This is a genomic window from Frankia torreyi (assembly GCF_000948395.1).
Lineage (GTDB): Bacteria > Actinomycetota > Actinomycetes > Frankiales > Frankiaceae > Frankia > Frankia torreyi.
This window is the reverse complement of sequence record NZ_JYFN01000026.1, coordinates 40,763-67,319: the sequence shown is the minus strand read 5'-3', so window position 1 is coordinate 67,319 and position 26,557 is coordinate 40,763. Positions and strand designations below refer to the sequence as shown.

Genomic DNA, 26,557 nt, shown 5'->3' with positions numbered 1-26,557 from the left:
CGGGGCCGGTGTCCGGGCACGGGGGCCGCGAGCTGGCCCGATCCGCGAGGATGGGGGGGTGACCGGCAACCCGACCGCCCCGGCGGCCACCTCCGAGACCACAGGCAGCGCGACGTCCGGTGCCACGGACACCGCCGAGCAGCCGTACCGCGAGCTGGGACTCACCGACGACGAGTACGTACGGATCGTGGCGACCCTCGGCCGCCGCCCCAGCGACGCCGAGCTGGCGATGTACTCGGTGATGTGGAGCGAACACTGCTCCTACAAGTCCTCCAAGGTGCATCTGCGGCAGTTCCGGGACACCCCGTCCACCGACCGGCTGCTCGTCGGCATGGGGGAGAACGCCGGCGTCGTCGACGTCGGCGAGGGCCTGGCCGTCACCTTCAAGATCGAGTCACACAACCATCCCAGCTTCGTGGAGCCCTACCAGGGGGCGGCGACCGGCGTCGGGGGCATCGTCCGCGACATCCTGACCATGGGGGCCCGGCCGATCGCGGTCCTCGACCCCCTGCGCTTCGGCGACGCCGACGCGCCCGACACGGCACGGACGCTGCCCGGGGTGGTCGCCGGCATCGGTGGCTACGGCAACTGCCTCGGCCTGCCCAACATCGGCGGCGAGGTCGTGTTCGACCCGACCTACGCCGGCAACCCGCTGGTCAACGCGCTCTGCGTCGGGGTGATGCCGGTCGGCCGGGTGCAGACCTCGGCGGCCACCGGGGTCGGCAACGCCGTGGTCCTGCTGGGAGCGAAGACCGGCCGGGACGGGATCGGCGGCGTGTCCGTGCTGGCGTCGGCGACCTTCGACGCGGGCGGCGGCCCGGCCCGGCGGCCGTCCGTGCAGGTCGGCGACCCGTTCACGGAGAAGATCCTGATCGAGTCCTGCCTGGAGCTGTTCGACCGCGGGCTCGTCACCGGCATCCAGGACCTCGGCGGCGCCGGGCTGACCTGCGCGCTGACGGAGACGACGGCGGCGGGGCTCGCCACCGGCCAGCCCGGCGGCATGGACGTCGATCTGGACCTGGTGCCCCTGCGCGAGCCGTCGATGGCGGCGCACGAGGTGCTGGCCAGCGAGTCCCAGGAGCGGATGCTCGCGATCGTCACCCCCGAGGCGCTGCCCGAGGTCCTCGCCCTCGCCGAACGCTGGGGGGTGCTGGCGACCAGGATCGGCACGGTCACCGACACCGGGCGGCTGATCGTGCGCTGGCACGGCGAGGTCGTCGTCGACGTGCCACCCGGCTCGCTCGCCGACGACGGCCCCGTCTACGAGCGCCCCCTGCGCCGCCCCGCCGACCTCGACCGGGTCCGGGCGGACGGTCCGACGGCGGCCCGGCTCGCCCGGCCGACCACGCCGGCGCAGCTCCGGGAGACCCTGCTGCGGATGATCGCCTCCCCCAACCTGTGCTCCCGGGCCTGGGTGACCGACCAGTACGACCGGTACGTGCAGGCCGCCACGGTTCTCGCCCAGCCGGAGGACGCCGGCGTGCTGCGGCTGTCCGAGTCGACCGGGCTCGGCATCGCGCTGGCCACCGACGGCAACGGGCGCTACGCCCGGCTCGACCCGTTCACCGGCGCGCAGCTCGCCCTCGCCGAGGCATGCCGCAACGTCAGCGCCGCCGGGTCGGTGCCGATCGCCGTGACGAACTGCCTGAACTTCGGCTCCCCGGAGGATCCCGAGGTGATGTGGCAGTTCGCGCAGGCGTGCGCGGGCCTCGCCGAGGGCTGCCGGCAACTGGGCCTGCCGGTCACCGGCGGCAACGTGTCGTTCTACAACCAGACGGGCTCCGCCCCGATCCACCCGACCCCGGTGATCGGAGTACTGGGCCTGTTCGACGACGTCGCCCGGCGCACCCCGATCGGCTTCACCGACGAGGGCGACGCGCTGATCCTGCTCGGCGAGACCGCCGACGAGTTCGGCGGCTCCGAGTGGGCCTGGGTGACGCACCGACACCTCGGCGGAGCGCCGCCGGCGGTCGACCTCGCCCGGGAGAAGCTGCTCGGGGAGGTCCTCGTCGCCGGTTCCCGCGACGGCATGCTCACCGCCGCCCACGACCTGTCCGAGGGGGGACTCGCGCAGGCCCTCGTCGAGTCGTGCCTGCGCGGCGGGCACGGCGCGCGGATCGTGCTGGGCGCCGGAGCCGACCCGTTCGTCGAGCTGTTCAGCGAGTCGGCCGGGCGCGCCGTCGTCGCCGTGCCGCGCTCGGAGGAGCTGCGCTTCACGGACATGTGCACGGTCCGCGGCCTGCCCTGGCGGCGTATCGGCGTGGTCGACGGCGACGCGCTCGACGTGCAGGACGTGTTGCGCGTCGGCCTCGACGAGCTGCGTGACGCCCACGAGGGCACCCTGCCCGCCCTGTTCGGCCGCACCGCCTAGGGTCCGGCCGCACCGCCCAGGGCCGGAACGGAACCGGGCCTGCGGTCAGGAGTGGCCGTAGGGTTCGGGGCCGGCGGCGTCCGCGGCCTGCTCCCCCGGCTCGGCATCCGCCACCGAGCCGGGGCTGTGGGCGGCGACGCTGATCAGCTCGACGTCCGTCGGCTCCAGGTCGGAGGGGTCCTCGTCGAAGACGATCGGTTCCGGGTGCGCAGACGGCGCCACCAGCGCCTCGGAGTGCGCCCCGCAGCCGTGATCGATGGCGGTGACCCGGCCGTCGTCGGGGGCCAGCTCGTTGGCGCAGGCGCCGAACATACGGCCGAGCGCGCCCGCGAGGCGGACGTGGAAACCGCAGGTCAGGCACGAGGCCGGGGCGACCTTGGCGATCGAGGCGTCCGGCCCGGCGTCACCGGCGTACCAGCGCTCGACGGCCTCCTCCCGACCGGTGACGGACAGCACCCGGGACCGGCCCAGGCCGAGCTCGAAGTAGTCGTCGACGTCGATGAGCTCCTCGACGTCCTCCACGCGCAGCGCGAGCCGGGGATCGTCGATCGCCGTGGGCAGCAGGTCGCCGACCCCGACATCGCCCGGCCGCAGCCGCTGCGACCACGGCACCCACGCCGGGGCGAGCAGCGCGCCCTCGCCCGGCATCAGCACCACGTCGTCGACCGTGACCTTGCGTACCCGCGAGGCGCGGGTGACGACGACCGTCCAGGCCCAGCCCGGGTAGGCGGGCGAGGTGCAGGCGAAGCGGTGCAGGACGATCCGGTCGCCCTCGGCCTCGATGCCAAGGTGCTCGCCGACCTCGCCCTCGCCGCCCGCCTGCTCGACCGCGGCCGCGCGGGCCAGGTCCACGGCGGCCGCGCACACCGCGTCCACCGCCGGCTCCCGCGACGCGCGGACCGCCCGGGGCCGCGCGGCCGGCACCGCCGGGTCGGCGACCGCCTCGGTGGCGAGGCTCACGTCGGGCGGCGGCGCCGCGGTGGTGGCGGACGACGCCCGGGGGCGAGTCCGCGGGGTCGGCGCGTCAAGGTCCGTCGCCGGAGCCGTTGTCACCGTTGTCACGTCTGGGACCTCCGCGCTGCCCTGGGCCGTTGCACCCGCCATGATTTCCGCGCCGGCCGTCTGCGCAGCGTCCGGCACCGAATCCGCACCGAGGGTAGCGGATGGATCCGGCGGCTCGGTCGTGGCGGAACGGACCTCGGGAGCATCCACGCAACGTATTCTCACCCACGGACACTCGCACCGCCCGACGTGGTCGTAGGAGCGCAGGCCAGGGACGAGGACACTTGGCATGGTGAACCTGGGCAGCACGGTCTCGAACAACCTGCGAAGGCTGCGATCGAGCGTGCGCGGGGACGGTGCCGACCGGACCGGACTGTCCGCCCTCACCGAACTGTCCTTCGTCAACGCCGCGGGCGACGCGCTGGTCACGGTCGCACTGGCCGGGTCGCTGTTCTTCTCGGTGCCCTCGGGGGAGGCCCGATCGAAGGTCGCCCTCTACCTGCTCATCACCATGGTGCCATTCGCCCTGCTGGCACCGGTCATCGGGCCGCTGCTCGACCGGGTCGCCTACGGCCGGCGCACGGCGCTCGCCGCCATCTGCCTGGGCCGAGGCCTGCTGGCCTGGCAACTTGCCGGGGCGCTGCACGGGCTGGCCGTCTATCCGCTCGCCCTCGGCCTGCTCGTGCTCTCCCGCGGCTTCGGCGTGGCGCGCAGCGCGGTCATCCCCCGGGTCGCCCCGGCCGAGCTCACCCTCGTCAAGGTCAACTCACGGATCTCGCTGGTCAACATCGTCGCCGGCGCCATCGTGGCGCCGGTCGGGCTGGGCATCGCGCACATCCCGTTCGTCGGCTATCCGTGGGTGCTGCGGCTCTGCGCGATCGTCTACATGGCCGGCGTCCTGCTGGCCTTCAACCTCCCCAGGCACGTCGACTCGGCGGCCGGCGAGCTGCCGCTGCGCGCCCCGGTCGCGCCCGACGGCCGGCGCGGGCTCGGGGCGCGGCTGCGGGCGTTCCTCGGCGCGCTGCCGGTGGCCCTGCGCGCCACCGCGGTCCTGCGCGGCCTCGTCGGCTTTCTCACCTTCTATCTCGCCTTCCTGCTGCGGACCAACGGCGGCAACAACCTGTGGCTGGGCGGCCTGGCCGTGGCCGCGGGCGTCGGCAGCGGGCTCGGCGTGTTCATCGGCGGCCGACTCGGCCGACGACGCCCGGAGGGCATCCTCATGCTCGCCCTGGTCCTGGCGGCCGGCGGTTGTCTCGGCGCCGCCATCACCTACACCAGGTTCACCTCGCTCGTCGCGGCGCTGCTGGCCACCATGGCCGGCTCGATGGGCAAGCTGGCGCTCGACGCCGTCGTCCAGCGCGACATCCCGGAGGCGACACGCAACTCCGCGTTCGCCCGCTCCGAGACCGCGCTCCAGCTCACCTGGGTCGCCGGTGGCGCCCTCGGGCTCATCGAGATGCCCGGGACAGTCGGCTTCGCGGTGGCCGCCGCGGTCGTCTGCGCGACGCTGTTCGTCCAGGCCGGCGCGCTGCGCCGCTCGCGCCTGGCGGCCCGCGACCGGCTGCGGGGCGCCGATCTCCCGCCGCCGGGCGGCGCGGTCCCGGCGGGTGCACCCGCCGGCGCCGTCCCAACTCCCGCCGGCCAGCCCCGCGTGGGGCCGCCCGGGCCGGCGTACCCCGCCGGCGCCGCGGCGTATCCCCCGGGCGCCCAGCCGCAGGCCCCACTCCCGGACCCGACGGCATACCCAGGGCCGACGACATACCCGGAGTACCCGGACCCGACGGCATACCCAGGGCCGACGGCATACCCAGGCCCGACGGCAACGGTGTCCACACCGGCGCCGCCCGTCGACCCCTGGCGGGAGGCGCCGCCGGCGCCCATCCCGCCCACGCTGGAGGACCCCACCCGGCCGGACGCGCCGCGGCAGCGCCGAGGCCTGGGGCGTCGGCGGCGCGCCTGACCTCGCCGGCCTGACCAACGACACCGACCCGACCAACGGCAGGGCCCAGCCGAATCTGCCGGCGGGACGTGACACCGCTCACGACGTCGGCCCCACGCCACTCGCGGACGCCTCGGCTCGGGACGCCGCGACGGCGGCGGCGATAGCCTCCGAGCGTGCGTACGTCAACGCGGTCCCGTCGCCGGCCGTTCCCACGGCTCGCCGCGATCACCGCCGCCATCGTCGCGGTCGGTCTCGGGGTCGCCGGCTGCGACCGTCCGACACCGCTGGTGACGATGGAGTCCGGCGGCGACTTCGTGAAGACGAACGCGGCGCAGTACCTGCGGGACGGTGCCCTCATCCAGCAGACGGTCTCCCCGCCCCACCTGGACGCCCGCCCCGGGGGCAGCCTCAACATCGACGTCCCGACCTCGGTGGCCGATCGCGGCTACTTCCTCTCGGTCAACAACCAGCGGATCACCGAGACGATCAGCGACACCCACTACCGCTACCTGCTCCCGAACGTGCAGGGGACGGTGAACCTCGTGGTCTTCGCCGCGCCCACCGACCCGAAGTCGACCACGGCATCGGGGAGCTGGCCGTTCGTGGTCTCGATCAAGCCCTGACCCGCATCCCGCCGCGCCGCCCGCCCGAGACGCTCGCCCGCGGCGGCCCGACCGGCGACCGCCCGGGCCGGATCGGGGGACGTACCGTCCGGGTACCCCCGTTGCCACCGCTCGGCCCCTCGGCATGCGCGCAGCGTGCCCCTGGTCGCCATCAGGACCACGCAGCGTCGACCGTGGTGCTAAGGTCCGGCAACAAGTCCGATTTGCACCACATCGAAAATCCCGTGCCGTTACATCGCCGTCCGGCCCGGTGCCATTCGAGTAGATCAACCAACAGCGCATGACGGCAGACGAGGACATTCCAGATCATGATCCGGACCTGGTCGTGAGCCGCACCCTGATCGTCACCGCGGTGACAGCCGAGGCAGACGCGGTGTGCGCAGGGCTGATGGGTAGCTGGTCGCGTGGCCGGACGAGGTTGCCGGCCGGCCCGGGCAACCTGGTGTCCCCGGACTGGGACCGCCAGTTGCTCACCACGTCGACGTTGGGCCCCTACGTCGGGCGCCGGCGTGGCCCGATCACTGTCCTCGCCGCAGGCACCGGCGGTCCGGCCGCCGCCGCCGGCACCGCGACGGCCCTGGCGGTCGCGAGCGCCGCCGGGCAGCCGTTCGATCTCGTGGTGACCATGGGCGTCGCGGGCGGGTTCCGCGGCTGGGCGGAGGTCGGCGACATCGTCGTCGCCGAGCGGATGGTCGCCGCGGACCTCGGCGCCGAGTCCGGTCTCGACGAGGAGCCCCCGTCGGCACCGGCCGGCCGGATCAGCGAGATGGACCGCAACCTCGGCTTCCACGCGGCCGGCGCACCGACCCGTCGGGGCCCCGACGGACGCGGCCCGACCGGCAGCGGGACGTTTCTCACCCTGGACGACCTGGGACTCGGCTCGTCCACCGTGCGCCCCGAGCCGGAGCTGGTGTCGCGGCTGCACACCGTGCTCGACGCCACCGGTCGACGGATCGTCACGGGTACCGTGGTCAGCGTGTCGACCGTGACAGGCACGGAACGCCGGGCCAGCGCCCTCACCGAGCGGCTGGACCCGGTGGCCGAGGCGATGGAGGGCTACGCCGTAGCCCTGGCCGCGAGATCCTTCGGCGTCCCCGCCGCGGAGATCCGCGCTGTGAGCAACCCGGTCGGCCGTCGGGACCGCGCCGGCTGGAACCTGCCGGCCGCGCTCGCCAGTCTGCGCACGGCCGCGGCGGCGCTGGTCGCGCACCCCGAGGGCCTGGTCGCCGCCGAGGCGCTGCCCGCCGCCGGCGGGACGGCCGCGGCGGGCTCCGGTCCCCAGCACGGCAGCAACGGCGCGCGCTGACCGGCCCGGACAACGCGCCTACAGGACACCGACGCGACCTTCAGGACGGGGCGGCGGACACGAGCGAGCGGCGGGACACCGACGAGCGGGAGGACACCGGATGAGCGAGCGCCCGACGGGCACGGCGGCGCGAGACACCCAGTCGCTGTCCCTGGCCATCTCCCCGTGTCCCAACGACACGTTCGCCTTCCACGCCCTGGCCCACGGGCTGGTGCCGGACGCACCCGCGATGACGGTGACGTTCGCCGACATCGACGTGCTGAACTCCCGCGCGGCCGAACGGCGTGACGATCTGGTCAAGGTGTCCTACGGGGCCCTGCCGTGGTTGCTGGCCGACTACCAGTTGCTGACCTCCGGCGGGGCGCTGGGCCGCGGCTGCGGCCCGCTGGTGCTCACCGCCGGCCGCACCGACCTGCGCGGAGCCCGGGTTGCCATCCCCGGCACCCGCACCACCGCCTACCTGCTGTTCCGGCTGTGGGCCGCCGATCGTGGCGTGGCGAGCATCGACGTGGTGCCGTTCGAGAAGATCATGCCGGCGGTGCAGGAGGGCCGGTACGACGCGGGGCTGGTCATCCACGAGTCGCGGTTCACCTACCCGTCGTACGGGCTGACGGCGCTCGCCGACCTCGGCGACTGGTGGGAGGAGCAGACCTCACTGCCGATCCCGCTCGGCGCGATCCTCGCCCGCCGCGAGCTGGACGGCGCCGCGCTGTCCGCCGCGGTGCGCGCCAGCGTCGCCGCCGGCTTCGCCGACCCGTCCGCGAGCGCCGACTACGTCCTCGCCCATTCGCAGGAGATGGCGCCGGACGTCGTCGACGCGCACATCAAGCTGTACGTCAACGAGTTCAGCCTCGATCTCGGCGACGAGGGGTTCGCCGCCATCGAGACGCTGCTCGCCCGTGCCGCCGACGCGGACCTCGTGCCGAGGCTCAGCCAGCCGTTGCGCTGAGCCCCGGCATCGCTGGGCCCCGGGGCATCGCTGGGCCCCGGCATCGCCCGGCTCGGCGTCGACCCGCTCGGGGCGGCCTTCACCGTGGCCGCGCTCGAGAAGATCCTCGCCGCCGCCGGACGGGCCCAGCTCAAGGGGGTGCTCACCGATCAGGCTCGCCTCGCCGGCGTCGGCAACGCCTACTCCGACGAGGCGCTGTGGACGGCGGGGCTGTCGCCGTTCAAGCCGGCCGCGGGGCTGTCGGCGGCGCAGACCGCGAGCCTGCACGCCGCGCTCGTCGGTGTGCTCACCGCCGCCCGCGACAGCGCCGCCGGGCTCGCCGCCGGCGAGCTCAAGGCCGAGAAGAAGGCCAACCTGGCGGTGCACGGACGGGCCGGGTCGCCCTGCCCCCGCTGCGGCGACACCGTGCGGGAGGTCTCGTTTGCCGACCGGGCCCTGCAGTACTGCCCGACCTGTCAGACCGGCGGGCGGACGCTCGCCGATCGCCGGTTGTCCCGACTGCTGAAATAGGTGGCAGGATGGCAGGGTGAGTTCTGATCAGATCCCGGCCGTCAGCGTCGCCGACCTGCCTGCCGACCTGTCCGCGGACGGTGCCCCGCTGCTCGTGGATGTCCGGGAGCCCGACGAGTGGTCCGCCGGTCACATCGCCGACGCCCTGCACATCCCCATGGGTGAGCTCGTCACCCGGCTCGACGAGGTGCCCCGCGAGCAGGACGTGGTCGTCGTGTGCCGCTCCGGCGGACGCTCCGCCGCCGTCACGGGCTACCTCGCCCAGGGCGGCTGGCAGGTTCGCAACCTCACCGACGGCATGCTCGCCTGGCAGGCCCACGGCCGGCCGATGGTGAGCGAGAGCGGCGCCGCGCCCCGAGTCCTCTAGCCGTCCTCCAGCTGTCCTCCGGCCCCGGCGGCCCGCCAAGCCCGGTGCGGCGGCCGGGGCCGGCCGGCTCAGCCCGCGGTGCTCGGGCTGGGCTCGGCCGACGCGTCCTCGACCCGCACCACGTAGTCCTCGATGACCGGATTGGCCAGCAGCGTCGACGCGAGATGTTCGACCCGCGCCAGCACCGCGCCGTCCAGCGCCACCCCGTCCGCCAGCTCCAGCTCGAAACGCTTGCCCTGGCGGACGCCGACGATTCCGCTCACCCCGAGGCGAGGCAGCGCGCCCAGCACCGCCTGGCCCTGCGGGTCGAGGATCTCCGGCTTGAGCATCACATCCACCACAACCCTGGTCACACCCGCGGACACTACCGGCCCGGCGGCCCCGTCGGCGGCGATTGCGGGCCGATTGGGGGCCGTGCCGAAGAGTCGACCCGCCGCGGCCGCGGGGGTGGCCACCCAGGCGAAGCGTCCGGCCGGCCCGTCGGGTCCGGCCTAAGCTCGGTTGGTGCCGTCCTGGAATGCCTCAGCCCCGGTTGTCGGGTTCGACCTCGACCTGACCCTGTTGGACGCCCGTGCCGGCATCCGGGCCACCTTCGCCGCCCTGTCCGACGAGACCGGCGTGGCCGTCGACGCCGATCTGGTCGTCTCCCGGCTCGGACCGCCGCTGGAGAGCGAGCTCGCCCACTGGTTCCCCGCTGCGGACGTGTCCGCCATCGCCGCCCGCTACCGGGAGCTGTCCGCTGTGCACGCGGTCCCCGCGTCGGTCCCGATGCCGGACGCGCGCGCCGCGGTGGACGCGGTACGCCGGCTCGCCGGTCGCGTCGTCGTCGTCACCGCCAAGAGCACCCCGCTCGCCCGGGCGAGTCTGAAACGTATCGGCATCGCCGCCGACGCGGTCGAGGGCGCCCTGTTCGCCCGGACGAAGGGGGCCGCCCTGCTCACCCATCGGGTGGACGTCTTCGTCGGGGATCACGTCGGCGACATGATCGGCGCGCGGGAGGGCGGCGCGCTCGCGGTGGGCGTGGCCACGGGCCCCTGCTCGGCGGAGGAGCTGCGCACGGCCGGTGCGGACGTCGTCCTGGCCCGGCTCGGCGAGTTCCCACCCTGGCTGCTGGGCGAGGACACCCGGCGACGTTGACCGCCGCTCAGCCGCTCAGTCGATCGGGAGGTGCGGGTTGGTCCGGTAGAGGTCCGGATCGGCCTCCTCGGGGATCCGGGAGCGGACGGCGACGAGCACCCCGGCCAGCGCGACGGCGAACCCGATGGTCAGCCCGCCGCCGGCCACGGCGTTCAGCCACGTCGGCAGGTTCCTGACCCCGAAGAAGAACGGGATCACCGCGACCGCCGTGGCGAGCAGGCCGATCCCGAACAGCACGCACCCGGCCGCGACGAGCCGGTCCGCGCGGCCCGCCGCCGGCTCGTCCCGGGGTCCGACCTGCTCGGTCGGTGGCGACGTCAGCGGCACAGCCGCCAGCCTACGGGGCGCCGCCGGCGGGAGCCGCCCACGGCGGCGGCCACGGGAACCCGCGAGGGCTCCTCGGGGTGCCCGGCTCCGGGGCGGGCACCCCGCGGGCGGCGCTCAGACGACCGGCGCGCCCTCGCCCTGCTGGTGTGCGCCCCGCTCGACGTGCTCGCGGTAGTTCGCGGCTTCCTGGTCGGAAACCTCCAGACCCTCGGCCGCGCGGTTCGCCTCGGGATCGTCCGGGCCGCCGTCCGCGCCGAGCACGGCCTCGTCCCGAGCCCGGCTCCGCTCGGCCTCCTCGAAGTCCTCCGGGGTACGGAAGTCCTCGCGATCGGGATTCGCCATCGAAACGCCTCCTGCCATCGGGGGCCGGCCGTCCAGCTCGGACGGTCGGCCCAGGGTCAGGACCTGGCATGCCCGGGGTGCACCCCGGATAACACCGGGAAGGGGATCGTCACTGGTGAGGTCCGGCCGACAGCCGATCGCGACCGAAGACCCCGCGCGTGGTGCGGTCGGCGGATAGCCTGGGATTCCCTCAGCTTTCGTCGCGTTGTCCTGTCGTTACACAGAACGAGGTCGCCCGTGCCCACCGGCAAAGTCAAGTGGTTCGACGTTGACAAGGGCTTCGGCTTTCTCAGCCGTGACGACGGCGGCGACGTCTTCGTCCACAAGGCCGCGCTACCGGCAGGGGTGGAGCGGCTCAAGCCGGGCGATCGGGTGGAGTTCGGCGTCGCGGCCGGGCGGCGCGGGGACCAGGCGCTGTCGGTCCGGCTGCTGGCCGCGCCCCCGTCGGTGGCGAAGGCGGCCGCGCAGGCGGCCCGCCGCAGCCCCGACGAGCTGCACAGCATGGTCGAAGACATGATCAAGGTGTTGGACGACGTCCAGCGCGATCTGCGCCGCGGTCGCTACCCGGACCGCCGGATCGCGCAGCGGGTGGCCAAGGTCGTGCACGCCGTCGCCAATGAGCTGGAGGCGTAGGAGGCGGCGGGGCGTCAGTCCTCACGGCTCCGTCGGCGGCAGGAAGCTCACCCGGCGGCCGCAACCGGTGCACACCGCCACCTGGGCGCCGGGTTCGTCGTCGGAGGCGACGAGATGGGTCAACGGGACCGGCCCCGCGCACCAGGGGCACAGCAGCCACGGTCCGTCGACGCCGGGCGGGCCACCGGTATCCATTCGCCCACGATGCCTCATCCCGCCGCGGGCGCGGGCCACTATCGCCACATCCACTATCCGCAAACGCCCGGAGTCCGCAAACATCCACAATCGCAACACATTGTCGGCCAACCGACCCGAACGACCGCCCGGGAGCCCGCGCGTGCCGAAGACGGCCCGCGGTGCGGCAGACTGCGAACGGAGACGACGCGACCCAGAAACACCGGCGAACCCCGACCGCCGCGTGCCGCCGGACGGGAACGAGCTGGTAGCGGGTCGGGTCCGGGCCGTGCGTGGGATCGGGAGCTGAGAGGCATTCGCGTGACAAGCAGTGGGCAGCGGTCGTGATCACATCCGTAGGGTGCTGACCGTGGTCGACGACGCCGGGGGCCCGAACCCCCGCCGCACCGATCCGGGCGACCCGCTCAACCCCCACGAGCCGCGGTCCATCGGTCCCTACGCCCTCATCAGCCGCCTGGGCGTCGGCGGGATGGGCACGGTCTACCTGGCCCGCAACACCACCGGGCGGCGGGTCGCCGTCAAGGTGATCCGGCCCGACCTCGCGGCCGACGAGGAGTTCCGCCGCCGGTTCCGGGCCGAGGTGGAGGCCGCCCGGCGGGTCGCCCCCTTCTGTACCGCCGAGGTGCTCGACGCCGATCCGAACGCGCCGGCACCCTACCTGGTCACCGAGTTCATCGACGGCGTCCGGCTGGACGAGCAGGTCGAGTCCGGTCCGCTGGCCTCCTCGACCCTGACCGGCCTGGCTGTCGGGGTGGCGACCGCCCTGACCGCCATCCACAGCGCGGGGCTCGTGCACCGTGACCTCAAACCGAGCAACGTCATGCTCTCGCTGTCCGGTCCCCGGGTGATCGACTTCGGCATCGCCCAGGCGTTGGAGGGCGCGAAGGCCAAGCCGACGGCGTGGGGGTTCGGCTCGGCCGGCTGGATGGCGCCCGAGCAGGTGCACGGCCAGCCGATCGGACCCGAGGCGGACGTGTTCGCGTGGGGCATCCTCATCGCCTACGCCGGCACCGGCCGGCACCCCTTCGGCGACGGCTCGGATATCGACCTCGGCATGCGCATCGTGGGCTCCGCCCCGGATCTGCGTGGCCTGCGGGAGCCGCTGGTCGGGCTGGTCAGCGCCGCCCTGGCGAAGCATCCCGACGACCGGCCGAGCGCCCGGGAGCTGCTGCTGCGGCTCGTCGCGCAGCCGCCGGCCCGCGGTGGCCCCGCCATCGGGCCGGCGATAGGCCAGGTCGAGGAGCTGCTCAACCGCACCGGCGAGGTGCCCCGCCCGGCGCCGACGCGGGTGGGCCCGGTGACCTCGGCCCCCGCCCGCCGCCCGCCCCGGGACGGCGCCCCCGCGGTGAGGCCCGACGTGGCCGGCCCACCGGGCCGCGCGCCCGCCGCAGACCGGGCCCCGGGCGCCCACGGGCCCAGCCCGACGCCGGCGATGGGTGGCCCGCCGAACGGCGGCCGGCCGCGGGGCGCCCCCTACCCGGCGACCGCCGGCCCCCCCGGTGGTCGCGGGCCGGGAGCCGCGCCAGGCGCTCCACCGGACGGGCGCCAGCCGGGCGGGCGGCCGCGCGGGTCGGCGCCGGGCACGCCCGCGGCCCGGTGGGCCGGTCCTGGCGGTCAGCGAGCACCCGGTCAGGCCCCGGGACCCGGGCCGCAGCCGGCGCGGATGGCCGAGCCGAGCCGCACGCCGGAGCCGACCCGGACGCCCGGCCCGCCGCGAATGTCGGAAACGCCGCGAATGTCGGAACCACCCCGGTCCTCGGAGTCGGCACGGATGGCGGGGCCGGCCCGGATCGCGGGGCCGGCACGGATGTCGGAGCCGGCACGGATGTCGGAGCCGGCACGGATGTCGGAGCCGGCACGAGTGCCGGGTCCCACGCCGATGCCCGGCGCCGCAGACACCCCCTATCCGCCCTATCCGCAGTCCCGGCCCCGGCGCGGACCGGACCGCCGGCAGCTCGCACTGATCATCGGAATCGTCGTGGCGGCGCTGATCGCCATCGTGGTCGTGGTCAGCCTGCCGAGCCGCAACGGCGGCAGGACTGACTCTGGCCGGCCGCCTGGCTCCGCCGGGACGGTGGCGGGCGGTGCGTCGGTCACCCCGAGTCCCACCGCGGGGCTTGGCCTGCCGGCGACGGACGGCCGGCTGGAGTTCGTCGTGGCGGGCGTCGACTGCTCGAAGACCCGGCTAGGCGACGGGATCCTCGCACTGCGCGCGGACGGCAGGTTCTGCCTGGCCCGGGTGACGGTGCGCAACACCGGTGACACCTCCGCGGCGTTGGACAACACCACCGAGCTGCTCTGGGACGATCACGGCGACCGTCACGAGGCGAACTTCCTCGCCCGCTTCAAGCTGGACGAGAACCTGTGGGACTCCATCAACCCCGGCGAGACCAAGCGCGGCACCCTGGTCTTCGACGTCCCCCGCGATGCGCAGCCGCAGGAACTCGAGCTCCACGAGAGTTCGCAGAGCGCCGGGGCCCACATCCCGGTCCGCTGACGGCGGCCGGCCGCCGTCAGTCGACGCTCGGCGGCGTCTCCCCGGCGCCCGCCAGCGCCGCGTAGGCCGGCACCGGCACCGGCAGCTCGCCGTTGCGGGAATCCGGCCTGAAGCCGGCCAGGATGATCTCCAGGGAGCGCCGCCAGGACCCCGGCGCGACTCGCTCGGTGAGGTCCACGACCAGCCGTAGCGACCGCATCAGGACCAGCAGGTCCGCCAGCACCACGTCGCTGCGGACCGTGCCCGCCCGCTGGGCCGCGGCGAGCATCGCCGCCACCGACGGGACGACCTCGGCGATCATGCGCTCCGCGGTGCGCCCGCTCCACAGCCGCTGCGCCAGGAAGGCTCCATGGCAGGGGTCGGCCGCCAGCACCCGTACCACGAAGCAATGCAGCGCGCTTGCCGGTGGTTCCGTCGCGGCCACCTCCACGGCGAGTTCGCGGATGTCGTCGACGGTCGACCGCAGAATCGCCTCGATGAGCGCGTCCTTGTTCGGAAAACGTCGGTAGAGGGTGCCCATGCCGACTCCGGCGCGGCGGGCGATCTCCTCGACGCCGACGTCGTTTCCGCGCTCGACGAACAGCTCCCGGGCGGCGGTGAGGATGCGGGCACGGTTCAGTTCGGCGTCGCGGCGTAAGGGCCGGGATGGCACAGCCGAGGATCGCGGCGACGCGGACGGGACGGCAACCACGTGCTACCCGCGGGGATGGGACGGCATCGGGGCGGCGACCTGCGCCAGCAGTCTGAGCATGGCAGCACACTGTAGGGGATTGACTGGCTACGTTGCGATGTTTCGCGCTAAGAACTGCCCTTTCCGGGTTGTACCAACCACCAGGACACCACGATCGACCGCTAACGTGACTCTCTGCCCGGACGGGCGTCAAGCGGGCGGAGGCGTTCTTCCCGCGGACCCGGGGCGTCGAGGTGGGCGGGGCGTCGAGGTGGGGAGTCAGGTGCGGACAAGCGCTGTCGGTGCGGTCCCGCGCCGCCGGGTCGGGCGGGCGGCATCGGTTGGACGGGCAGGATCGGTTGGACGGGCAGGATCGGCCGGGCGGATCAGGTACGGCGGGCTCGTGTTGCTGCTCGCGGTGGCCACCGCGCTGGTCGCCTGCGACAGCCGCGGCGACCAGACCGGCGCGGCGGATCCGGGCGCGGCGAGCGCGGCAGGCGCCGCAGGCGCGACCTCCCGGGGCGCCGCGGGCTCGGCGCTCGCGCTGCTCGCCACCCTGCCGGTCCGCGCCGAGGACAACTCGCCGAAGTACCAGCGCGACGAGTTCGGCACCCCCTGGTCCGACGTCGACCACAACGGCTGCGACACCCGCAACGACATCCTGCGCCGAGACCTGCGCAGCACCACCGTGCGGCGGTCCGACGGCTGCACGGTGCTGACCGGCGAGCTCACCGATCCGTACACGACCCGGATCATCCGTTTCGACCGCTCCCGCAACGCCTCCGCCGTGCAGATCGACCATGTCGTGCCGCTGGCCGACGCCTGGCGGACCGGCGCACTGAACTGGACCGATGCACAGCGCCTGCAGTTCGCGAACGACCCGGAGAACCTGCTCGCGGTGGACGGCCCGACGAACCAGCGCAAGAGCGACCACGATGCGGCCGAATGGCTGCCGCCCAGCCCTGGCGAGCAGTGCCCGTACATCGCCCGCCAGGTGGGGCTGAAGTCCCGCTATCACCTGTGGGTGGTGGCGGCGGAGGCCCAGGCGATGCGGGCGGTGCTCCAGAAGTGCTCCGCCCAGCCGGCGCTCGGCACCACCGCGGCGCACTGACCGCCACGATCAGCCGTCCACTTCACGACAGTCGCCCGCCTGACCCCACCCCCCGAGGGTGCACTCAGTGGTGTGGCCGCAGGGGCGTCCCAGGGGCGTGAGTGGTTGCTGTGCGACTGGGAATGGCTGCTTTGGGCCAGTTTCTCGGTGCCGGGGCAGCCTGGACGGGGTGGTCGCCTCGGGGTGGCAAAGTTCGCCCCCCACCCCGCCCCCCTCACCCACCCACCCACCCGACAGGCCACCGTGGGGGGCTCGGGGGGGCTCGGCCCCCCCGGCAAAATAAAGGAAGCCCCTACCGGCGCAGCATGCTCCGGTAGGGGCTGACGTGGGCGAGGGGGGAGTTGAACCCCCACGTCCGCTAGGACACACGGACCTGAACCGTGCGCGTCTGCCATTCCGCCACTCGCCCGAGTGGGACTATCTCTTAACCAGGGGACACGCTATCACGCCGGAGATGTCCACTGCGCCGGGGGGTCGCCCACCGCGGTGGACCTGTCAAGCGGCCGAGCCGTGGGGCGTCCGCGCCCGGGGGCATACGATCTCACAGACCGGGAGAAGGGAGGTCGAGCATGGGCGTGCTACAACGCTTCGAACGGCGCCTGGGCGGCCTCGTCGAGGGTGCGTTCGCCAAGGTGTTCAAGGGCGGGGTCGAGCCCGTGGAGATCGCCAGCGCGCTGGCCCGGGAGACCGACGACCGGCGGGCGGTCAGTTCCAACCGCGTGCTGGTGCCCAACGAGTTCGCGGTGGAGCTCGCCACCGGCGACTTCGCCCGGCTCTCCCCATATGACCGGGCGCTGTGCGACGAGCTGGCCGAGATGGTCCGCGAGCATGCGGCCGAGCAGCGGTACACCTTCGTCGGCCCGGTCTCCGTCCGGATGTCCGAGGCGGCCGACCTCGACGTCGGCGTCTTCCGGATCCGCAGCAGCGTGGCGGCGGCGGACCCGGGGGTCGTCAGCGGGCGCCGCGGCCGTCCGCGCCCGAGTGCGCCCGGCACCCCCCATCTACTGATCACGACGAAGGCCCCGGGTGGGACGGGTGGCGGCGGGGAGCGGGAGTACCCGCTGGACGCCGAGACCACCGTCATCGGGCGCAGCGTCGAGTGCGACATCCGGCTGAACGACACCGGGGTGTCCCGGCGGCACGGGGAGATCCGCCGGCTGCCGGACGGGCAGTTCCTTTACGTCGACGCCGGCTCGACGAACGGCAGCCTCGTCAACGGCCGCGCGGCCACCCAGGTCAAGCTCGTCAGCGGGGATCGGATCGAGCTCGGCACCGCGACCATCGTCTTCCACCGTGAGGACGGCCGGGGCAGCGCCGCGGGCCGGTCGCCCTCCCGGGCCACCCCTCCGCCGGAGCGGGTCGGGCATCGGACGACGGCCCCGCCGGACCGGCGCTCCACGCCCCCGCCGGACGACCCGTACCGGCGTGGCTCGCCCCCGCGCGGCGGCCAGCCCTACCCGACGGATCCCTACCGGGAGCGCCCCGCCCGGGCAGGCAGCGACCCCGGCTACCGCGGCCACGGCCCGGGCTCGGATGTCGGCCGGGCCCGTGACCAGGCTCGTCCGGCCCGCCGCGAACCCGGCCCCCGGGACCCGGGCCGCGACGCCGGGCCGGAGCGCGCGGTGCCGGAGCGCGCGGTGCCGGAGCGCGGCGGGCGCGACCCGTATCGCCGCGATCCGCGGGACCGCCGCGACGACGGTCCCCGCCGGCCGGACCCTTACGGGGAGGACGCCACCGACCGCTACCGCGAGCCGGCCCGACCCGCCCGCGGCGCGGCGGGGCCCGACAGCGGCCTCGAACCGCTGGACGACGTGTACGACGCGCAGACGTACCTGCCGGGCCAGCTCGACCCCCCGGCGGGCGGCGACGGTGGGCGCGGGCGGTCGCGGTCGGATCGGGGCTGGTAGCGGCCGATGGATCCGACCGAGCCCAGCGAACTCGTCCTGCTGATCGTCAAGATCGGCTTTCTTGCCCTGCTGTGGGGATTCGTCCTGGTCGCCGTGCGCGCCGTCCGGCTGGACATGTTCGGCCCGACGAAGCGCCAGCAGCGGCGCGAGCCACCCCCGATGGCACGGCCGACACCCCCCCGGACTCCACCTCAACCAGCACGCAAGCCACAGTCTCCGAGCAAACTCGTGGTAACCAAGGGGCACTTGGCAGGCACAACGATTCCCCTAGGATCGTCACCTGTCACCATCGGACGGGCACAGGACTCGACTCTGGTCCTCGAGGATGACTTCGCATCAGGTCGGCATGCGAGACTCGTGCCCCACGACGGACAGTGGTTCGTCGAGGACCTCGGCTCGACCAATGGCACATTCCTCAACCGTTCGAAGGTGACCAGTCCCATGCCGGTACCTCTCGGCGCGCCGGTCAGGATCGGGAAGACGGTCCTGGAGCTCCACCGGTGAGCCTCAGGCTTCACTTCGCCGTTCGCTCGGATGTCGGGCACGTACGGGAAGGAAACGAAGACTCCGCCTACGCCGGGCAGCGCCTGCTGGCGGTGGCCGACGGCATGGGCGGGCACGCCGCGGGCGAGGTCGCCAGCTCCATGGTGATCTCCCGGCTGGCCGACCTCGACGACGACATCGACAGCGACGACCTCGTGACAGAGCTGAACGAGGCCGTCCGCGACGCCAACCGTCAGTTGCGCGAGATGTCGCTGGAGAACAGCGCCCTGGACGGCATGGGCACCACGGTGACCGCGGTGCTCTCCTCCGGAGACATGCTCGGGGTGCTGCATGTCGGGGACTCGCGGGCCTACCTGCTGCGCGAGGGCATCCTCAGCCAGGTCACCCACGATCACACGCTGGTACAGGACCTCGTCGACCAGGGCCGGATCACCCCCGAGCAGGCGAACACGCACCCCCAGCGCTCCCTGCTGATGCGTGCGCTGGACGGCCGCGAGGTCGAGCCCGATCTGTCGGTGCGCCAGGCTCGGGACGGGGATCGCTACCTGCTGTGCACCGACGGCCTGTCGGGGGTGGTCAGCGAGGAGACGATCCTGGAGACGCTGCTGCTGCCCACCCCGCAGGACGCGGTGGACCAGCTCGTCGATCTGGCGCTCAAGGGCGGCGGTCCGGACAACATCACGGTCGTCGTCGCCGACATCTCCGAGGACCGTGGAGAGAGCCGGCCCTACCCGCTGGTCGCCGGTGCCGCGGCGGAGAAGCGGGTGGTGCCCGGGGCCGCGTCCGCGCGCAGCGGGCCCGACCCGCGCTACCCGGACGCCGAATCCGCGGCGGCCAAGGCGGCCCGGATCGGCCGGTCGGGTTTCCACCGCCGGGACCGCCAGGAGCAGGCCAGCGACCGCGGCGACGGCGAGAGCGACGATGCGGACGGGGAGGGGGACGCCCGACGCCGCTCGGGTCGGCGGATCCTGTTCGTCTCCACCGTCGTGTTCGTCCTCGTCGTCGCGGGGGCCGCGGCGGGGTGGACCTACGTGCGCGGCCAGTACTACGTCGGCGTCGACGAGAACGGGCGGGTGGCCCTGTTCCAGGGGGTGAAGGGCAGCATCGCCGGCGTCCATCTCTCGTCGAAGGTCTCGCACGGCCCGCTGCTGTCCGAGTTCACCCCGGCCGATCAGGACGATGTGCGCCGCGGCATCCCGGCCAACAGCCGGGACGAGGGGAAGCAGATCATCGCCCGGCTGCACACGCCGAGCCCGACGCGGCCGGCGGTCACCGCGGCGCCCAGTCCGTCCCCGACCAACCGTCCCAAGTCCCCGTCGCTGGACCCCGCCGGTCTGGTGCCTGCGGCGTGCCAAACCGCGATCCCCGTCGGCGTCGCCGTTCCAGGCTGCCCGAGCACGCCCGTACCCACCACGTCACCGTGACCTCAGGCCAGCGATGACCCGCCCGCCGATACCCCTTCCTCCGCTGCGCAGGCCGAGGTCGGCGGACCTCACCGCGACGTTCGCCGGCCTGCCGCTGCCACAGGGCACCGACCTGCCGCCGTACCGCCGCCGTGAGCTCGTCCTGCTGGTCTTCGCCGGGGTGCTGGCGACCAGCGCGCTGGCCGCACTGACCTTCGCCGACATCGGCGAGCTCTCGCTCGGCATCTTCTCGATCGGCCTGGGCTTCTTCTGCCTGTGGGCGCTGGCGCACCTCGCGGTCCGCCGGTTCGCGCCGGCCGCCGATCCGGTGCTACTGCCGGTCGTCGTCGCCCTCAACGGCCTCGGCCTGGTCATGATCTATCGACTGGACCTGGCCAAGAGCCAGGCGGCCAAGCAGGCCGGCACCCACATCCCGCCCAGCGCCGCGCAGGTGCAGCTCGTCTGGACGCTGCTGGCGGTCATCGTCTTCGTCCTGGTGCTGGCGCTGGTGCGCGACCATCGCAACCTTGCCCGCTATGCCTACACGGCCGGACTGGTCGGCATCGTCGGCCTGCTGCTGCCCATCGTGCCGGGCATCGGCACCTCCATCAACGGCGCCCGGCTCTGGTTGCGGGTCGGGCCGTTCTCGTTCCAGCCCAGCGAGGTCTCGAAGATCATCATTCTGATCTTCTTCGCCGGCTACCTGGAGAACAAGCGGGACGTGCTGTCCCTGGCGTCGCGGTCCGTGCTCGGGGTGAAGCTGCCGCGCGCCCGCGACCTCGGACCGGTCCTGATGGCGTGGCTGGCGAGCCTCGGCATCCTGGTCGTGCAGAACGACCTCGGCTCCTCACTGCTGTTCTTCGGCATGTTCATGGTCGTGCTCTACGTGGCCACCGAGCGGGCGTCGTGGTTCCTGATCGGGTTCGTGCTGTTCATGATCGGTGCCGTGCTCGCGCACAGCATGTTCAGCCACGTCCAGGTCCGCGTCGACGGCTGGTTGCACGCCTTCGACGGCGACAACCCGTCGAGCACCTCCTACCAGCTCGTGCAGGGTCTGTACGGCTTTGCGGCCGGCGGGATGACCGGCACCGGCCTCGGCGAGGGCCATCCGCAGAAGGTGCCGTTCGCCAACACCGACTTCATCATGGCCAGCCTCGGCGAGGAGCTGGGACTCACCGGGGTGATGGCCATCCTGACGATGTACGCGCTGATCGTGCTGCGTGGCATGCGCGCCGCCCTCGGGGCGAAGGACCCCTTCGGCAAGCTGCTGGCGACCGGGCTGTCGTTCACCCTGGCGCTCCAGGTGTTCGTGCAGGTCGGCGGGGTGATGCGACTCATCCCACTGACCGGGCTCACCCTGCCGTTCGTCTCCTATGGTGGGTCGTCCATCGTGGCCAACGCCGCGATCATCGCGTTGCTGTTGCGGGTCAGCGACAGCGCACGCCGTGCGCCCGAGCCGGCGTCGGACGCCCCGCTGTTCGATCCGGGCGCGGTCGCCGACAGCCCCACCCAGGTGGTGAAGACGACATGAACCGCCCGGTGCGCAAGGTCGCCGTCGCCTGTCTGGTCCTGTTCGCCGCGCTGCTGGTGAACGCCAACTGGCTGCAGGTCGGCGAGGCCAGTGACCTCAAGACCCAACCGACCAACGGCCGCCAGATCACCGAACGGCTCGAACGCGAACGCGGGACGATCCTGGCGGGAGACGTGGAGATCGCCCGGTCGACTCCGTCGAACGACCAGTACAAGTTCCAGCGGCAGTACCCGGCCGGGACGCTCTACTCCGACATCACGGGCTACTACACGCTGTTCACCGCCGCCGGGCTGGAGCGCTCCCAGGACGTGTTCCTCTCCGGCGACGACGACCGGCTGCTGGCCAGCCGGGTGACCGGGCTTTTCACCAACAAGCAGCGCCGCGGCGGCTCCGTGGTCACCACGATCCTGCCCGCGGTCCAGCAGGCCGCCGCGCAGGCGCTGGGCAACCGTAAGGGCGCCGTGGTCGCGTTGGACCCGTCCACCGGCGCCATCCTGGCGATGGTGACCAGCCCGTCCTACGACCCGAGCCCGCTGGCCAGCCACACCGAGAAGACGGCGACGGGCGCCTACGGGGTGCTCTCCGGCGACCCGGCCCAGCCGCTGCTGAACCGGGCGACGCAGCAGACCTATCCACCGGGTTCGACGTTCAAGCTCATCACCGCCGCGGCGGCGCTGTCGCACGGCCGCCACCCGGACGACCGCGTGCCGGCGCCCGACGAGCTCGCGTTGCCGCTGAGCACGGTGCGGCTGCCGAACTTCGGCGGCGAGCGGTGCGGCGACGGTGAGACCGATACCCTCACCCACGCGCTGACAATCTCCTGTAACACCGCCTTCGCGCAGCTCGGCATCAATCTCGGCGCCGAGACGCTGCGCCAGCAGGCCGAGGCGTTCGGCCTGAACTCGACCTTCCCCGACTTCCCGTTGCAGCAGGCCCGCAGCGTGTTCCCGACCAAGCTCGACGGCGCGCAGACGGCGCAGTCGGCGATCGGCCAGTACAACGTCCGGGTCACGCCCCTACAGATGGCGGAGGTGGTCGCGGCGATCGCCAACGGTGGCACCGAGATGAAGCCCTACCTCGTCTCCGAGCTGCGCGGCCCGGACAAGAAGACGATCAGCCGGACCGATCCCAAGGAACTCGGCAAGCCGGTGAGCAGCGACGTCGCCGCCGAACTCACGACCATGATGGAGAGCGTGGTGACGTCGGGAACGGGCCGCAAGGCGCGCATCGACGGCGTCTCCGTCGCAGGGAAGACCGGAACCGCGGAACACGGCACGGGCGAGCTGCCGCACGCCTGGTTCGTCGGGTTCGCCCCGTCAGACGCGCCGAAGGTGGCGGTCGCCGTCATCGTCGAGGACGGCGGGGGTGAGGTCGGCACCGGTGGTGCCATTGCCGCCCCCGTCGCGAAACAGGTCATGCAGGCCGCATTGGACACACCATGAACAACTCGCCGGGTAACCCCACCTCACCGTCGCAGCCGTTCGCGGGCGCCGCCTCGCCGAACACCGTCCTGGACAACCGCTACCGGCTCGACGGCCGGATCGCCGCGGGCGGCATGGGCGAGGTCTGGCGGGGCCTCGACCAGACCCTCGGCCGCCCCGTCGCGGTGAAACTGCTGCGCCCGGAGTACGCCAGCGACGAGTCGTTCCTGGTGCGCTTCCGCGGCGAGGCCCGCCACGCCGCCCGGCTGTCGCACCCCGGGGTCGCCTCGGTCTACGACTATGGCGAGGTCGCCACCGCGGACGACTACCCCACCGCCTACCTGGTGATGGAGCTGGTGGAGGGCGAGCCGCTGTCGGCCGCGCTGCACCGGGAGAAGCGGCTGTCGCCCGAACGGATGCTGGACATCCTCGGCCAGGCCGCCGACGCGCTGCAGGCCGCCCACGCCCTCGGCGTCGTCCACCGCGACGTCAAGCCCGGCAACCTGCTGCTGCGCCCGGACGGCGCGGTCAAGGTCACCGACTTCGGCATCGCCCGCGCGGTGGACGCCGCCCCGCTGACCGCCACCGGCATCATGATGGGCACGGCGTACTACGTCTCACCCGAGCAGGCGTCGGGGCGACCGGTGACGCCGGCCAGCGACGTCTACTCCCTCGGCGTCGTCGCGTACGAGTGCCTCGCCGGCCGGCGGCCCTTCGACGACCGCAACCCGATCGTCGTGGTCATGGCCCACCAGCAGGACACCCCGCCCCCGCTACCCGCCGACATCCCCTACCAGGTGCGAGCCCTGGTCGAGTCGGCCATGGCCAAGGACCCGGCGCGCCGGCCCAGTTCCGCGGGCGCGTTCGCCCGTTCCGCCGCGGGCATCCGGCGCAGCCTGTGGAGCCCGGACACCGGTCGCTGGCCGGGTCCGGGCGACACGCCGGACGCGACCGCGCGCCACCCCGGCCCAGGCCCGGGCCTGCCCCCCTCGGGGCCCGCCGGCCGCCGGCCCACCTCCCGCAACCGGCCGCCCTCCTGGGTCACTCCCCCACCGTCGACCATGGGGCGGACCAGCGGGCCGGGCCGGACCGGCGCCGGGTCGGACCACACCCAGGCCGTGCCCGGCGGTCCGGCCGGCCCCCCGCACGGCGCCGCCGAGCTGCCCGCGACGGCGATGCACAGCCCGTCGTTCGGTCCCGACACGGGATACCCCGGCTATCGCGGCGAGCAGACCGCCTACGGTGCCGAGACCGCCTACGGGGAGCAGGGCTACGGGGAGCAGGGCTATCGGGCGGGCGACCGCGGCGACAGCCGCGACCCGGGCACGCTCTACCGACCGGGTCCCCCGTCGTGGTCCCGCCCACCGGGCGGCCCGGCAGGCCCCGGCGAGCCGGACGCGGCCCGGCCAGGGCGGGCGGCCCGGCGCCGATCCGGTCCGGCGGCCCGGCGGCCGATGCCACTACCGGTCCTGATCATTCTTTTGGTCCTGACGGTCGCCATCACCGCCTTCGTGACCAACAAGCTGTTCTCCAGCAAGGGCTCCGAATCGAACTCGGCGGCCACACCACCAGGTGTGGTGTACGCGCACGCATTCGGTGATGAAATCGTCAGCGGCAACGCCGGGTCGGCGCTCTCCGACGCGGGAGGGGCGACGGCAGGGGAGTATTGGTGACCGACGCGACGGAGATGTACACGCCCGACGCGGCGCCGCAGCTCATCGGTGGCCGCTACGAGCTGGGCGCAGGCATCGGCTACGGCGGGATGGCCGAGGTCTTCCGCGGCCGCGACATCCGACTCGGGCGCGAGGTCGCGATCAAGACGCTGCGTTCGGACCTCGCCCGCGACCCCACCTTCCTCGCCCGGTTCCGGCGCGAGGCGCAGTCCTCGGCCGCCCTGAACCATCCGGCGATCGTCTCGGTGTACGACACCGGCGAGGACGTCATCAACGGCAACCACATCCCGTACATCGTCATGGAGTTCATCGAGGGCCGGACTCTGCGCGACGCGCTGCAGGCCGAGGGCCGGTTCACCGAGCGCCGCGCCATGGAGATCACCTCCGACGTCTGCGCCGCGCTGGACTACAGCCACCGGATGGGGATCATCCACCGGGACATCAAGCCGGCGAACGTGATGCTCAGCCCGGACGGTTCGGTCAAGGTGATGGACTTCGGCATCGCCCGCGCCACCACCGCGACGTCCTCGACGATGACGGCGACGGCGGCCGTGATCGGCACCGCCCAGTACCTGTCCCCGGAGCAGGCCCGCGGCGCCCGCGTCGACGCCCGCAGCGACGTCTACACCACCGGGGTGCTGCTCTACGAGCTGCTCACCGGCTCCCCGCCGTTCCGCGGGGACAACCCGGTGGCGGTCGCCTACCAGCACGTCCGGGAGGATCCGGACCCGCCGTCCGCACACGACCGCGACATCTCCCCCGAGGCCGACGCGATCGTGCTGAAGGCGATGGAGAAGGACCCGGACGACCGCTACCTCACCGCGGGTGAGATGCGCGACGATCTGGAACGGGCGTTGGCGGGACGCCGGGTGCAGGCCATGATGGGAGGTGGTGGCGCCAGCGGTGCCGCCACCACCCTCGGCCCCGCCGCCACCGCCGGCACCGCGCTGCTCGGCCGGGGCGACCGGGCGGGCTACCCGACCCGGGACCGCTACCCCGACGACCGCTACGGCGACGAGGCGACCTCCTACCGCGACGATTCCTACGACGACGGCCGGTTCGGCACCGGTCCGTTCGACCGGTACGACGTCACCGGCGCCATCGATCGCCGGGCGGTGCCGGACCAGCAGCGGTCCCAGACGTTGAAGTACGTCCTCGCCGGCCTGAGCATCGTCGTCGTGTTCGTTGCGGTGGTCCTGCTCGCGACCACCTTCCTCGGCGGCGGCGACGGCAACCAGGCGGCCAAGTCGTTCACCGTACCGAGCGGCCTCACCGGCCAGAACGAGCAGCAGGCCAAGGCCCGGCTCCAGAGCGCCGGTTTCACCGGGCGCGTGGAGATCACCTCAGTCGATGCGCCGGACATGGCCGGCCGGGTCACCAAGGTCGACCCGGCCGAGGGCAAGCAGGTCGACATCAACGGCGTGATCACGCTGTCGATCGGCAAGGCCGCCGGCGACGTCACAATCCCGGCCGACCTCGTCGGCAAGTCGCAGGCGACCGCGGAGGCGGAGCTGCGCGGGCTCGGCCTGGTGCCGAGCTCGGTGCCCTACGCGAACGCGACCAGCCACAAGCCCGGCACTGTCGACAGCACCGACCCGCAGGTGGGCTCCGCCGTCAGGCCCGGCGCCACCGTCACCCTGAACGTGGTCAGCTCCAACGTCAACGTGCCCGACGTGCGCAACCGCTCCTACGAGAACGCCGTCGCCGAGCTCGGCCGCTACGGCCTGCAGGCGACCCAGCAGTCGGTGGCGAACAACAACGTGGCCCCCGGCACCGTGGTCGACCAGCAGCCCTCCGGAGGGAACGTCCCGCGGGGATCGACGGTCCAGCTCTCGGTCGCCGCGCAGATCCAGACCACCCCGCCGCCGAGCCCCACCCAGACCCCGCCGACCGACCAGCAGCCGACCGAGCAGCCGGACACCACCAGCCCGAGCCCGGCGGCCACCCAGACCCAGCCGAACCCGACCCCGAGCCGCACAGGCCTGCTCGGCCTGTCCGCCGGCAACGGCGGGGCGGCCAACCGCGGCGGGGGCGCCGCAGGCACCGGCGCCGGCCCGGGTGGCGGCGCGGCGCAGAACGGGAACGGGTGAGCTCGATGATCGAACTCGCCCCGAACTCGCCGGAGGTGGCGTGCTG

24 protein-coding genes and 1 tRNA gene are annotated in these 26,557 nt (G+C 73.5%); 18 read left to right on the top strand and 7 right to left on the bottom strand.

Features of this window, described 5'->3' with window-relative positions:
- Positions 1-58 precede the first annotated feature (58 nt).
- Positions 59-2,371 carry a phosphoribosylformylglycinamidine synthase subunit PurL gene (gene purL / locus FF36_RS17050; protein ID WP_044886078.1) on the top strand — a complete coding sequence of 771 codons (2,313 nt, stop codon included), beginning with the start codon at positions 59-61 and terminating at the stop codon, positions 2,369-2,371.
- A 45-nt stretch (positions 2,372-2,416) separates the two neighbouring features.
- Here the strand turns inward: purL and FF36_RS17045 are convergent, their stop codons facing one another.
- Positions 2,417-3,433 (bottom strand): DUF3027 domain-containing protein, encoded by a 1,017-nt coding sequence (locus FF36_RS17045; protein ID WP_236705291.1) that lies wholly within the window; start codon positions 3,431-3,433, stop codon positions 2,417-2,419.
- A gap of 229 nt (positions 3,434-3,662) precedes the next feature.
- Here FF36_RS17045 and FF36_RS17040 point away from each other — a divergent pair, with 229 nt between their 5' ends.
- From FF36_RS17040 to FF36_RS17015, 6 genes are all read left to right on the top strand, one after another.
- Entirely contained in the window at positions 3,663-5,333 is a 1,671-nt protein-coding gene (locus tag FF36_RS17040; protein ID WP_044886076.1) for an MFS transporter, read from the top strand.
- A 155-nt stretch (positions 5,334-5,488) separates the two neighbouring features.
- Positions 5,489-5,938 (top strand): hypothetical protein, encoded by a 450-nt coding sequence (locus FF36_RS17035; RefSeq protein ID WP_044886075.1) that lies wholly within the window; start codon positions 5,489-5,491, stop codon positions 5,936-5,938.
- A 280-nt stretch (positions 5,939-6,218) separates the two neighbouring features.
- A complete protein-coding gene (gene mqnB / locus FF36_RS17030; protein WP_236705292.1) occupies positions 6,219-7,244 on the top strand; it encodes a futalosine hydrolase in 1,026 nt (341 codons plus the stop codon).
- A 100-nt stretch (positions 7,245-7,344) separates the two neighbouring features.
- Positions 7,345-8,193, top strand: coding sequence for a 1,4-dihydroxy-6-naphtoate synthase (locus FF36_RS17025; protein ID WP_044886074.1), 849 nt, complete (start codon positions 7,345-7,347; stop codon positions 8,191-8,193).
- A 12-nt stretch (positions 8,194-8,205) separates the two neighbouring features.
- On the top strand, positions 8,206-8,703 hold the full coding sequence (locus tag FF36_RS17020; RefSeq protein WP_313954355.1) for a zinc finger domain-containing protein: 498 nt from the start codon (positions 8,206-8,208) through the stop codon (positions 8,701-8,703).
- 16 nt (positions 8,704-8,719) lie between these two features.
- Positions 8,720-9,070, top strand: a complete 351-nt coding sequence (locus FF36_RS17015; protein ID WP_044886073.1) for a rhodanese-like domain-containing protein — start codon at positions 8,720-8,722, stop codon at positions 9,068-9,070.
- 68 nt (positions 9,071-9,138) lie between these two features.
- On the opposite strand, the gene purS is transcribed toward FF36_RS17015, so the two are convergent.
- Positions 9,139-9,423, bottom strand: coding sequence for a phosphoribosylformylglycinamidine synthase subunit PurS (purS, locus tag FF36_RS17010; protein WP_044886105.1), 285 nt, complete (start codon positions 9,421-9,423; stop codon positions 9,139-9,141).
- A gap of 151 nt (positions 9,424-9,574) precedes the next feature.
- On the opposite strand from purS, the gene FF36_RS17005 reads away from it, so the two are divergent.
- Positions 9,575-10,207, top strand: coding sequence for an HAD family hydrolase (locus tag FF36_RS17005; protein ID WP_044886072.1), 633 nt, complete (start codon positions 9,575-9,577; stop codon positions 10,205-10,207).
- Positions 10,208-10,222: 15 nt separating this feature from the next.
- On the opposite strand, the gene FF36_RS17000 is transcribed toward FF36_RS17005, so the two are convergent.
- Together FF36_RS17000 and FF36_RS16995 are read right to left on the bottom strand one after the other, a co-directional pair.
- Entirely contained in the window at positions 10,223-10,534 is a 312-nt protein-coding gene (locus FF36_RS17000; RefSeq protein WP_044886104.1) for a hypothetical protein, read from the bottom strand.
- A gap of 114 nt (positions 10,535-10,648) precedes the next feature.
- Positions 10,649-10,876, bottom strand: coding sequence for a hypothetical protein (locus FF36_RS16995; protein WP_044886071.1), 228 nt, complete (start codon positions 10,874-10,876; stop codon positions 10,649-10,651).
- Positions 10,877-11,113: 237 nt separating this feature from the next.
- Here FF36_RS16995 and FF36_RS16990 point away from each other — a divergent pair, with 237 nt between their 5' ends.
- Complete coding sequence (locus FF36_RS16990) at positions 11,114-11,509, top strand: cold-shock protein (protein ID WP_044886070.1); 396 nt, start codon at positions 11,114-11,116, stop codon at positions 11,507-11,509.
- A 21-nt stretch (positions 11,510-11,530) separates the two neighbouring features.
- On the opposite strand, the gene FF36_RS35990 is transcribed toward FF36_RS16990, so the two are convergent.
- Positions 11,531-11,704: a hypothetical protein gene (locus FF36_RS35990; protein WP_173402717.1), complete on the bottom strand. Its 174-nt coding sequence runs from the start codon at positions 11,702-11,704 to the stop codon at positions 11,531-11,533.
- Positions 11,705-12,053: 349 nt separating this feature from the next.
- Here FF36_RS35990 and FF36_RS16985 point away from each other — a divergent pair, with 349 nt between their 5' ends.
- Positions 12,054-14,201: a protein kinase domain-containing protein gene (locus FF36_RS16985; protein ID WP_242422570.1), complete on the top strand. Its 2,148-nt coding sequence runs from the start codon at positions 12,054-12,056 to the stop codon at positions 14,199-14,201.
- A gap of 16 nt (positions 14,202-14,217) precedes the next feature.
- Here the strand turns inward: FF36_RS16985 and FF36_RS16980 are convergent, their stop codons facing one another.
- The gene (locus FF36_RS16980; protein WP_082121982.1) at positions 14,218-14,853 is read right to left on the bottom strand and encodes a TetR/AcrR family transcriptional regulator; all 636 of its coding nucleotides are present in this window, start codon (positions 14,851-14,853) and stop codon (positions 14,218-14,220) included.
- 289 nt (positions 14,854-15,142) lie between these two features.
- Between FF36_RS16980 and FF36_RS16975 the strand changes: the two genes are divergently transcribed.
- Entirely contained in the window at positions 15,143-15,982 is an 840-nt protein-coding gene (locus FF36_RS16975) for an HNH endonuclease family protein (protein WP_044886068.1), read from the top strand.
- A 326-nt stretch (positions 15,983-16,308) separates the two neighbouring features.
- Here the strand turns inward: FF36_RS16975 and FF36_RS16970 are convergent.
- Positions 16,309-16,391: transfer RNA gene (locus FF36_RS16970), tRNA-Leu, on the bottom strand.
- 160 nt (positions 16,392-16,551) lie between these two features.
- On the opposite strand from FF36_RS16970, the gene FF36_RS16965 reads away from it, so the two are divergent.
- Genes FF36_RS16965 through pknB form a run of 7 tightly spaced genes read left to right on the top strand, consistent with a single transcriptional unit; the run spans position 16,552 to position 26,511 of the window.
- Positions 16,552-17,889, top strand: coding sequence for a DUF3662 and FHA domain-containing protein (locus FF36_RS16965; protein WP_044886067.1), 1,338 nt, complete (start codon positions 16,552-16,554; stop codon positions 17,887-17,889).
- Positions 17,890-17,895: 6 nt separating this feature from the next.
- Positions 17,896-18,393 carry an FHA domain-containing protein FhaB/FipA gene (locus FF36_RS16960; protein WP_011607786.1) on the top strand — a complete coding sequence of 166 codons (498 nt, stop codon included), beginning with the start codon at positions 17,896-17,898 and terminating at the stop codon, positions 18,391-18,393.
- The gene (locus FF36_RS16955; RefSeq protein WP_044886066.1) at positions 18,390-19,817 is read left to right on the top strand and encodes a Stp1/IreP family PP2C-type Ser/Thr phosphatase; all 1,428 of its coding nucleotides are present in this window, start codon (positions 18,390-18,392) and stop codon (positions 19,815-19,817) included. The genes FF36_RS16960 and FF36_RS16955 overlap by 4 nt, the downstream gene beginning before the upstream one ends.
- A 13-nt stretch (positions 19,818-19,830) precedes the next feature.
- Complete coding sequence (locus tag FF36_RS16950) at positions 19,831-21,327, top strand: FtsW/RodA/SpoVE family cell cycle protein (protein ID WP_044886065.1); 1,497 nt, start codon at positions 19,831-19,833, stop codon at positions 21,325-21,327.
- Positions 21,324-22,769 (top strand): peptidoglycan D,D-transpeptidase FtsI family protein, encoded by a 1,446-nt coding sequence (locus FF36_RS16945; RefSeq protein WP_044886064.1) that lies wholly within the window; start codon positions 21,324-21,326, stop codon positions 22,767-22,769. Before FF36_RS16950 ends, FF36_RS16945 begins: the two co-directional genes overlap by 4 nt.
- The gene (locus tag FF36_RS16940) at positions 22,766-24,421 is read left to right on the top strand and encodes a serine/threonine-protein kinase (protein WP_044886063.1); all 1,656 of its coding nucleotides are present in this window, start codon (positions 22,766-22,768) and stop codon (positions 24,419-24,421) included. Before FF36_RS16945 ends, FF36_RS16940 begins: the two co-directional genes overlap by 4 nt.
- Positions 24,418-26,511 carry a Stk1 family PASTA domain-containing Ser/Thr kinase gene (gene pknB, locus FF36_RS16935; RefSeq protein ID WP_052681182.1) on the top strand — a complete coding sequence of 698 codons (2,094 nt, stop codon included), beginning with the start codon at positions 24,418-24,420 and terminating at the stop codon, positions 26,509-26,511. Before FF36_RS16940 ends, pknB begins: the two co-directional genes overlap by 4 nt.
- The last annotated feature ends 46 nt before the right edge of the window (positions 26,512-26,557 follow it).